At 63.5% G+C, this 8,451-nt stretch carries 8 protein-coding genes; 7 read left to right on the forward strand and 1 reads right to left on the reverse strand.

What is annotated here, in order from left to right:
* Window positions 1-66 precede the first annotated feature (66 nt).
* The 7 genes from EOA60_RS09885 (at window position 67) to EOA60_RS09915 (ending at window position 6,606) form a co-directional block, all read left to right on the forward strand.
* The gene (locus EOA60_RS09885; protein WP_128311296.1) at window positions 67-960 is read left to right on the forward strand and encodes a sugar ABC transporter permease; all 894 of its coding nucleotides are present in this window, start codon (window positions 67-69) and stop codon (window positions 958-960) included.
* Window positions 961-973: 13 nt separating this feature from the next.
* Window positions 974-1,897, forward strand: a complete 924-nt coding sequence (locus EOA60_RS09890; RefSeq protein WP_095823518.1) for a carbohydrate ABC transporter permease — start codon at window positions 974-976, stop codon at window positions 1,895-1,897.
* Window positions 1,897-3,006 (forward strand): ABC transporter ATP-binding protein, encoded by a 1,110-nt coding sequence (locus EOA60_RS09895; RefSeq protein ID WP_164748249.1) that lies wholly within the window; start codon window positions 1,897-1,899, stop codon window positions 3,004-3,006. Before EOA60_RS09890 ends, EOA60_RS09895 begins: the two co-directional genes overlap by 1 nt.
* 48 nt (window positions 3,007-3,054) lie before the next feature.
* The gene (locus EOA60_RS09900) at window positions 3,055-3,768 is read left to right on the forward strand and encodes a sugar phosphate isomerase/epimerase (protein ID WP_128311298.1); all 714 of its coding nucleotides are present in this window, start codon (window positions 3,055-3,057) and stop codon (window positions 3,766-3,768) included.
* An 11-nt stretch (window positions 3,769-3,779) separates the two neighbouring features.
* On the forward strand, window positions 3,780-4,922 hold the full coding sequence (locus tag EOA60_RS09905) for a Gfo/Idh/MocA family oxidoreductase (RefSeq protein WP_095800586.1): 1,143 nt from the start codon (window positions 3,780-3,782) through the stop codon (window positions 4,920-4,922).
* 107 nt (window positions 4,923-5,029) lie between these two features.
* Entirely contained in the window at window positions 5,030-6,076 is a 1,047-nt protein-coding gene (gene mgrA / locus EOA60_RS09910; RefSeq protein ID WP_095783545.1) for an L-glyceraldehyde 3-phosphate reductase, read from the forward strand.
* Between the two features lie 125 nt (window positions 6,077-6,201).
* Window positions 6,202-6,606: a Fur family transcriptional regulator gene (locus tag EOA60_RS09915; RefSeq protein ID WP_059184736.1), complete on the forward strand. Its 405-nt coding sequence runs from the start codon at window positions 6,202-6,204 to the stop codon at window positions 6,604-6,606.
* 47 nt (window positions 6,607-6,653) lie between these two features.
* Here the strand turns inward: EOA60_RS09915 and polA are convergent.
* The coding region (gene polA / locus EOA60_RS09920; protein WP_128311300.1) for a DNA polymerase I at window positions 6,654-8,451 on the reverse strand (1,798 nt) is incomplete at its 5' end.

The following is an 8,451-nucleotide window of genomic DNA, read 5'->3' on the forward strand; positions in this document are numbered from 1 at the left end:
CTCCCGGCCCCCGCCTATCCGGGGTCGGGAGCGTGATGTCCTCATTGTCCCAGCCCGGCTGCCGAGATGAGCAACAGCGAACGCCCCAACCAGCTTTTACGCAACCTCAACGCCAAGGTCGCATCGATCCCGATGATCCTGACCGCGCTGGTCGTCTTCGTCGGCGGCACGGCCTGGACGGTGCTCTATTCCTTCACCAATTCGAAGCTCTTGCCGCGGCTGGACTTCGTCGGCCTCGACCAATATTACCGGCTATGGGCGACGCCGCGCTGGCTGGTGTCGATCGAGAACCTTTTGATCTATGGCGTGATCTCGCTGTTGTTCTCGCTGGTGATCGGCTTCATCCTCGCGGCATTGCTCGACCAGAAGATCCGCTTCGAGGACACGTTCCGCACGATCTTCCTCTATCCTTTCGCACTTTCTTTCATCGTCACCGGGCTGGTCTGGCAGTGGCTGCTCAATCCCGATTTCGGCATCCAGCGCGTCGTGCGCGACCTCGGCTGGACGAGCTTCAGCTTCGATCCTCTCTACAATTCCAGTATCGTCATCTACGGCATTTCGATCGCGGCCCTCTGGCAAGGCACGGGACTGATCATGTGCCTGATGCTCGCCGGCCTGCGCGGCATCGACGAGGACATCTGGAAGGCCGCGCGGGTTGACGGCATACCGATGTGGAAGACCTATGTCTTCATCATCATTCCGATGATGCGGCCGGTCTTTGTCACCACCTTGGTGATCATCGCCGCCGGCATCGTCAAGGTCTACGACCTTGTGGTGGCGCAGACCAGCGGGGGTCCGGGTATCGCCTCCGAAGTGCCGGCGAAATACGTCTACGACTACATGTTTTTCGCCCAGAATCTCGGCCAGGGCTTTGCCGCCTCCACCATGATGCTGCTCTCGGTGGTGATCGTCATCGTGCCATGGGCCTACCTCGAATTCGGAGGCAAGAAGCATGGCTGAAGCTGCTGCCTCCATGTCCAGTGACGCTCTTCGGCGCGAAGCCTCGTCGCGCGATGCATCGGGGCCGAGCGGAACGAAGCCGCGGCACGTGCTCTCGCGCCGCAACATCTTCCTCTACGGCACGCTGATCGTCGTGGCGCTCTATTACCTGCTGCCGCTCTACGTGATGATCGTCACATCGCTGAAGGGCATGCCGGAAATCCGCATCGGCAACATCTTCTCGCCGCCGCTGGAGATCACCTTCGAGCCTTGGGTCAAGGCGTGGTCGCAGGCCTGCACCGGGCTCAATTGCGACGGGCTGTCGCGCGGCTTCTGGAACTCGGTGCGCATCACCGTGCCGTCGGTGCTGCTGTCGATCGCGATCGCGTCGGTCAACGGCTATGCCTTGGCCAACTGGCGCTTCAAGGGCGCCGACACCTTCTTCATCATCCTGATCGTCGGCGCCTTCATTCCCTATCAGGTGATGATCTACCCGATCGTCATCATCCTGCGCGAGATCGGCATCTACGGCACGCTGACCGGCCTCGTGATCGTGCATTCGATCTTCGGCATGCCGATCCTGACGCTCCTGTTCCGCAACTATTTCACGTCCATGCCGGAGGAACTGTTCCGCGCGGCGCGCGTCGACGGCGCCGGTTTCTGGGGCATCTACCTGCGCATCATGCTGCCGATGTCGCTGCCGATCTTCGTCGTCGCCATCATCCTGCAGGTGACCGGCATATGGAACGACTTCCTGTTCGGCGTCGTCTACACCCGCCCCGACACCTATCCGATGACGGTGCAGCTCAACAACATCGTCAACTCGGTACAGGGCGTGAAGGAGTACAACGTCAACATGGCCGCGACCATCCTGACCGGCCTTGTGCCGCTCATCGTCTACTTCGTTTCCGGCAAGCTCTTCGTGCGCGGCATCGCCGCCGGCGCGGTGAAAGGATGATGATGGCAGCAGCGATCGCCAATCCCAGCGTTTCGATCCAGGACCTGTCGCTGAATTTCGGCGTCATGTCGGTGCTGAAGACGCTCAATCTCGACGTCGCCGAGGGCGAGTTCATCGTGCTGCTCGGGCCATCCGGCTGCGGCAAGTCGACCTTGCTCAACTGCATCGCCGGCCTGCTCGACATCTCCGAGGGCCGCATCTTCATCAAGGGCAAGAATGTCACCTGGGAGGAGCCGAAGGATCGCGGCATCGGCATGGTGTTCCAGTCCTACGCCCTCTACCCGCAGATGACGGTGGAGAAGAACCTTTCCTTCGGCCTGCGCGTCGCCGGCGTGCCCAAGGACGAGATCGCCAAACGCATCGCGCGCGCGGCGGAGATCCTGCAGATCGAGCCGCTGTTGCAGAGGAAGCCGTCTGCGCTTTCCGGAGGCCAGCGGCAGCGCGTGGCGATCGGGCGGGCACTGGTGCGCGACGTCGACGTCTTCCTGTTCGACGAGCCGCTCTCCAACCTCGACGCCAAGCTGCGGTCGGAATTGCGCGTCGAGATCAAGCTTTTGCACCGCAGGCTGCAGAACACGATGATCTACGTCACCCACGACCAGATCGAGGCGATGACGCTGGCCGACCGTATCGCGGTGATGAAGGGCGGCGTCATCCAGCAGCTCGATGCGCCCCAGACGATCTACAATCGCCCGGTCAACCGCTTCGTCGCCGGCTTCCTCGGCTCGCCGGCGATGAATTTTATCAAGGGGCACCTGGAAGCAAGCGACGCGCCGGTGTTCAAGGCCGACGGTGTTTCGGTGCCGCTCGGCCGTTATCAGTTCGACAACGAAGGCGGGCGCGCCGCCAAGCCCTGCGTGTTCGGCATCCGACCGGAGCATATCGCTTTTGGCGAAGCGGCGAGGGCCATGCCGTTCACCGCCGAGTCCACTGTCGAGATTGTCGATCCGATGGGCTCCGACACGCTGGTGTGGACGAAGCTCGGCGGCCAGATCCTCTCCTTCCGCGTCGAAGCCGACAAGACGCTGCGCAACGGCGATGCGATACGCATCGGCTTCGATCCGGCGCGCGCCTCGCTGTTCGACGCCGAGACCGACAGCAGGCTCTAACCTCCCAGACCACAACCTCCCGGAACCATCAACAGAACGGACAGACAGATGAACTGGTCATTCCAACTTTACAGTGCCCGCAACTTCCAGCCATGGGACGGCGTGCTGAAAATGCTCGGCGAACTGGGCTACAAAGAAGTCGAAGGTTTCGGCGGCGTCTATGACGATCCCAAGGCTTTCCGTGCCGAGCTCGATAAGAACGGGCTCGCCATGCCGACCGGGCATTTCTCGATCGATGCGCTGGAGAAGGATTTCGACGGCGTGCGCATCTGCCCCTACCTCATGCCCGATGCGCGGCCGGGCGATGCCGCCGGCTGGCGCGGCTTCGGCGAGCGACTCGCCAAGGTGGGCGACACCGCGAAGAAGGCCGGCTACGGCTTTGCCTGGCACAACCATGATTTCGAGTTCAAGCCGCTCGGCGACGGCTCGCTGCCGCAGGACCACATCCTGTCGGCTGCGCCCGACATCGGCTGGGAGATGGACGTTGCCTGGGTGGTGCGCGGCGGCGCCGATCCGCTGCCCTGGATCGAAAGGCACGGCAAGCGCATCAGTGCCGTCCACGTCAAAGACATGGCGAAGCCGGGGGAGGGGCTGGACGAGGACGGCTGGTCGGATGTCGGTCACGGCACCATCGACTGGGCGGGCCTGATCAAGGCGCTGCGCGCGAAAAGCGCGACGAAGTACTTCGTCATGGAGCAGGACAACCCCAACGACATCGAGCGCTTCGCCCGTCGCTCGATCGAATCCGTCAAGAATTACTAGGACATACCATCATGGCAAACAAACTTGGCGTAGGCGTCATCGGCTGCGGCAACATCTCGAAGGCGTATTTCTCGCTGGCGCCGCTCTTCCGCGGCATCGAGATGCGCGCCTGCGCGGACATCAACATGGACGCGGCGAAGATGCGGGCGAAGGAGTTCAAGCTCCGCGCCGAGACGGTCAACGACCTTCTCAAAGATGACGACGTCGACATCGTCGTCAACCTCACCATTCCGGCCGTGCACTATGACGTGTCGAAGGCGGTGCTCGACGCCGGCAAGCACGTCTATTCGGAAAAGCCCTTCGTGCTGTCGGTCAAGGAAGGGCTGGATCTGAAGAAGCGTGCGGAGAAGAAGGGACTGCGCATCGGCTCGGCGCCCGACACGTTCTTCGGCGGCGCGCATCAGCTGGCGCGCGATCTGATCGACAGCGGCAAGCTTGGCAAGATCACCAGCGGCACCTGCCATGTGATGGGCCATGGCATGGAACACTGGCACCCCAATCCCGACTTCTTCTTCCAGCCGGGCGCCGGTCCGGTGCTCGACATCGGCCCGTACTATGTCACCAACCTGATCCAGCTGATCGGGCCGGTGAAGCAGGTCGCGGCTTTCGCGGCGACGCCGGCCAAGGAGCGCACCATCAGCTCCAAACCGCGCGCGGGCGAAAAAATCCCGGTCAACACGCCGACCACCATCCACGCGCTGCTGGAATTCGCGAATGGCGCGGTGGTGACACTCAACACCTCGTGGGACGTGTGGAGCCACGGCCATGCGCCGATGGAGCTCTACGGCGAGGCGGGCACCGTCTTTGTGCCGGACCCGAATTTCTTCGGCGGCGAAGTCCGCTTCACCGATGCGACCAAGCCGGTGAAGAAGCTTCCCAAGTGGGATCATCCGTTCGGCGTGCCCAATGAGATGCACAGCCAAGGCATGATGGCCAACTACCGCACGGCAGGTCTTGCCGACATGGCGATCGCGATCGGCGAAGGGCGGCCGCACCGCTGCTCGATGGAGCTGGCGCTGCATGCCGTCGATGTCATGACCGGCGTCCTGCGCTCCGGCGAAAGCGGCAAGTTCGTCGCCATGCAGACGACCTGCGAGCGGCCGGCGGCGCTCGGCATCAAGGAAGCGAAGGCGCTGCTGGCGAAGAAAAAGTAGGTGGCAACCCCTCTCCCCGTTTCGGCGGGGAGAGGGTAAAGCTGCGGGGCGAGCATCGATTCAAGTCACCTGGCGGCGATCCCGGCCGCCTTCCCAAGGATTCCCCTATGCCCTATGTCGCCGCCGAGAATCGCTACGAGAAGATGATCTACAACCGCTGCGGACGGTCCGGCCTCAAGCTGCCGGCCATCTCGCTCGGGCTGTGGCACAATTTCGGCAATGACACGCCGCACAGGACCAAGCAGGCGATCGTGCGCAAGGCCTTCGACCTCGGCATCACGCATTTCGATCTCGCCAACAATTACGGCCCGCCGCCCGGCTCGGCCGAGACCGCCTTTGGCGAGATCCTGCGCACCGATTTCGCCGCCTATCGTGACGAGCTGATCATCTCAACCAAGGCCGGCTACGAGATGTGGGCCGGCCCCTACGGCGAATGGGGCAGCCGCAAATACGTGCTCGCGAGCCTCGACCAGAGCCTCAAGCGGATGGGGCTCGATTATGTCGATATTTTCTATTCCCACCGTTTCGATCCCGAGACGCCGCTGGAAGAAACGATGAGCGCGCTCGACCATGCGGTGCGCTCGGGCAAGGCGCTCTATGCCGGCATCTCCTCCTACAATTCGCAGCGCACCCGCGAAGCGGCCGACATCCTGCGGCGACTCGGCACGCCCTGCCTGATCCACCAGCCGAGCTATTCCATGCTCAACCGCTGGGTCGAGGAAGATGGGCTGCTCGATACGCTGGAAGGGCTCGGCATCGGCTCGATCGTGTTCTCGCCGCTGGCGCAGGGCATGCTGACCGATAAATATCTCGGCGGCATCCCGGAAGGCAGCCGCGCATCCCAGGGCAAGTCGCTGCGTCCGGCCTTCATCAACGATAAGTCGGTCACCAACATCAAGGCATTGAACGCCATCGCTAGCCGGCGCGGCCAGACGCTGGCGCAGATGGCGCTGGCCTGGGTGCTGCGCAAGGGACGCGTGACGACGGCGCTGATCGGCGCCAGCCGGCCGGAACAGGTCGAGGATTGCGTCGGCGCTCTCAAGGCGCTCGACTTCAGCGACGCCGAGCTTGCCGAGATCGACACCTATGCGCGCGAGGCCGACATCAATCTTTGGGCGGCCTCCGCCGAGCGCAAGGGGCCGCCACGCAAGTAGTGGCCCGCGCCAGGCCGCCAGCTGCGGAAACAGTGGCAAAGATGCGCGTTCGTCGCTATCTCATGGACCAAAGGCCGTTCGCGTGCGCAGTCGGCACGCGAAACGACGCGACGACCGGAGACAAGATGACGGCAAGGGATGCGCTGACCAAGAACCAGCTGTGCGTGCTTGAGAAGCTCGAAGCCGCCAGCGGGCCGCTGAGCGCTTATATGCTGCTCGACCAACTGCGCGAGCGCGGGTTCCGGGCGCCGCTGCAGGTCTACCGCGCGCTGGACACGCTGGTGAAGTCGGGCTTCGTGCACCGGCTCGAAAGCTTGAACTCCTTCGTCGCCTGCGCCGAGCCGCACGACCACAGTCATTCGATGACCGCATTCGCCATCTGCGACAGCTGCGGCCAGGTAACCGAAATGTCCGACCATGATGTCGACCACCGGCTGGACGAATGGGTGCGCTCGACCGGCTTCGCCGCCAAGAAGGCGGTGATCGAGTTTCGCGGGGTTTGCGCGAAGTGTAGAGCTGAGGCGGCTTAGCCCCTCAAGTCGTCATCCTCGGGTCGAGCCCGAGGATGACGAAGGTATCAGTGCGCCTCGTCCCAGTTGTCGGCGGCCCGCGCATCGACATGCAGCGGCACCGACATCGAGACCGCCGGCATCGGCGCGTTCTCCATCACGCGGCGCACCACGGGAATTGTCGCTTCGACTTCCGCTTCCACCGTCTCGAAGATCAGCTCGTCATGCACCTGCAAGAGCATGCGGGCCGACAGCTTCGCCTTCTCCAGCGCCTCTTCCATGTGCACCATGGCGCGGCGGATGATGTCGGCCGCAGTGCCCTGGAGCCTCGCATTGATCGACGCGCGCTCGTTGAAGGCGCGAACCGACGGGTTGGAGGACCTTATCTCCGGATAGTGGATGCGGCGGCCGAAGATGGTTTCGACGAAGCCGTATTCGCGCGCATAGGCCTTGGTTTCCTCGATATAGTCGCGGATGCCCGGGAAGCGCTCGAAATAGCGCTTGATGTAGGCGCTCGCCTCCTCGCGCGGGATCGACAGCTGGTTCGCCAGACCGAAGGCCGAGATGCCGTAGATGATGCCGAAATTGATCGCCTTGGCACGCCGCCGCACTTCCGAAGGCATGCCTTCTACCGGCACGTTGAACATTTCGGACGCGGTGATGGCGTGGATGTCGGCGCCGTCCGCAAAAGCCTGCTTGAGCTGCGGGATTTCGGCGACATGGGCCAGCACGCGCAATTCAATCTGGCTGTAGTCGGCCGAGACCAGCTTGTGCCCCTTTTCGGCGATGAAGGCGGTCCTGATCTTGCGGCCTTCGGCGGTGCGCACCGGGATGTTCTGCAGGTTGGGATCGGACGATGATAGCCGACCGGTCGTCGTCGCGGCCAGCGCATAGGAAGTGTGGACGCGGTTCGTCCCGGGATTGATGAAGCCGGGCAAGGCGTCGGTATAGGTCGATTTCAGCTTGGTGAGCTGCCGCCAGTCGACGATCTTGCGCGGCAGCTCGTGGCCTTCGGCCGCGAGATCTTCCAGCAGCTGCGCCGAGGTCGACCACTGGCCGGTCTTGGTCTTGGAGCCGCCCGGCAGGCCCATCTTGCCGAACAATATATCGCCGAGCTGCTTCGGCGAGCCGATGTTGATGCGCTCGCCGACGATGCCATAGATCTCTTCTTCGGCGCGGGCGGCGCCTTGCGCCAGCTCACCCGACAGTCTGGAGAGAATCTGGCGATCGACCGAAATGCCGCGCTGCTCCATGCGGGCGAGCACGGGCACAAGCGGCCGCTCCAGCCTTTCATAGACGGAGACGAGACCCTTGGCGGCGAGCCGCGGCTTCAGCAATTGCCACAGCCGCAGCGCCAGATCGGCCTGCTCGCCGGCATAGGCGGTCGCCCGCTCGATGTCGACCTGGTCGAAGCCGACCGCGCCCTTGCCCGAGCCGGCAAGCTCCTTCTTCGTGCCTGGCGCATGGCCGAGCCACTTCTCCGACAGCGAGGCGAGGTCATGCCCGCCGGATGTGCCGGCGTCGAGCACGTAGGAGATCAGCATCGTGTCGTCGAACGGGCCGACCTCGATACCATGCCGGCTCATCACGACGATGTCGTATTTCATGTCCTGGACGATCTTGAGGACCGACCGGTCCTCGAGCAGGGGCTTGAGCAGAGCCAGCGCGTCGCGGACCGGGACCTGGTCCGCCAGCATGCCGCCGCCAAGCAGGTCGCCATTGCCGCTCGTGTGGGCGAGCGGCACGTAGGCGGCGCGGCCCGGCGCGATCGCCATGGACAGGCCGATCAAGTCGGCCTGCATCGGATCGGACGAAGAGGTCTCCGCGTCGAAGGCAAGGATGCCGGCTTCCCTCGCTTCGGCGATC

The sequence above is a fragment of the Mesorhizobium sp. M1A.F.Ca.IN.020.06.1.1 genome, assembly GCF_004023265.1.
Classification (GTDB): domain Bacteria; phylum Pseudomonadota; class Alphaproteobacteria; order Rhizobiales; family Rhizobiaceae; genus Mesorhizobium.

What these genes read in the sequence shown, in the direction of transcription:
- EOA60_RS09885 (WP_128311296.1), top strand. Translation starts at nt 67, where the DNA reads ATGAGCAACAGCGAACGCCCCAACCAGCTTTTACGCAACCTCAACGCC.
- EOA60_RS09890 (WP_095823518.1), top strand. Translation starts at nt 974, where the DNA reads ATGTCCAGTGACGCTCTTCGGCGCGAAGCCTCGTCGCGCGATGCATCG.
- EOA60_RS09895 (WP_164748249.1), top strand. Translation starts at nt 1,897, where the DNA reads ATGATGGCAGCAGCGATCGCCAATCCCAGCGTTTCGATCCAGGACCTG.
- EOA60_RS09900 (WP_128311298.1), top strand. Translation starts at nt 3,055, where the DNA reads ATGAACTGGTCATTCCAACTTTACAGTGCCCGCAACTTCCAGCCATGG.
- EOA60_RS09905 (WP_095800586.1), top strand. Translation starts at nt 3,780, where the DNA reads ATGGCAAACAAACTTGGCGTAGGCGTCATCGGCTGCGGCAACATCTCG.
- mgrA (WP_095783545.1), top strand. Translation starts at nt 5,030, where the DNA reads ATGCCCTATGTCGCCGCCGAGAATCGCTACGAGAAGATGATCTACAAC.
- EOA60_RS09915 (WP_059184736.1), top strand. Translation starts at nt 6,202, where the DNA reads ATGACGGCAAGGGATGCGCTGACCAAGAACCAGCTGTGCGTGCTTGAG.